This window comes from Micromonospora arida, from assembly GCF_003857035.1.
Lineage (GTDB): Bacteria > Actinomycetota > Actinomycetes > Mycobacteriales > Micromonosporaceae > Micromonospora > Micromonospora arida.
In genome coordinates this window covers 1-689 of the sequence record NZ_QGSY01000211.1, presented here as the reverse complement: position 1 = coordinate 689, position 689 = coordinate 1, and the positions used below count along the sequence as shown (strand labels likewise).

General features: G+C 68.9%; 1 rRNA gene. It reads right to left on the bottom strand.

Going from position 1 to position 689, the window contains the following annotated elements:
- Positions 1-586: 586 nt before the first annotated feature.
- Positions 587-689 (bottom strand): 5S ribosomal RNA (gene rrf, locus DLJ58_RS20015); the annotation flags it as partial.

The following is a 689-nucleotide window of genomic DNA, read 5'->3' as shown; positions in this document are numbered from 1 at the left end:
GGGCCGGGCCACCGATCCGCAAGGGCCACCGATCCGCCCGGGCCACCGATCCGCCCGGGCCACCGATCCGCCCGGGCCACCGATCCGCCCGGGCCACCGATCCGCAAGGGCCACCGATCCGCCCGGGCCACCGATCCGCCGGGCCAAACGATCCGTCTAGGCGAACGACCACCCGGACCGCCGGGGCCGGACCGCATGCCCGCTCAGCACCGGCCACCACAGACCGCGTGGACCGGAGTATCCCCGTCCTTCCCCGCGTCGCCGCCGATCCCCAGACTGCAAGATCGTGCAACATCCTGGATGTAGTGGTGTCCGCGCGCCGTGAGCCCACTACATCCAGGATCGAGCGTGACCTTGCCAGCGTCGGGGCAACGCGGTGCCCTGTTGCCAGCCTGACAGGCGTGACCTTGCCGGCGCCGGGGCAGCTCTGCTCCCTGTTCCCGACCTCACCAGGTCATCGGGACAGCCCTCGGTATCCGGAATCGCCGGGCCGATCCACCAGGCAGGAAAGCAGGGAAAGGGAAAGCAGGGAAAGGGGAGACGCAGAAAAGGCCACCCCGTTAGGGGTGGCCTTTTCTGGAAGATTGTCCGGCGGCGTCCTACTCTCCCACACCCTCACGAGTGCAGTACCATCGGCGCTGGAGGGCTTAGCTTCCGGGTTCGGAATGTAACCGGGCGTTTCCCCTCCG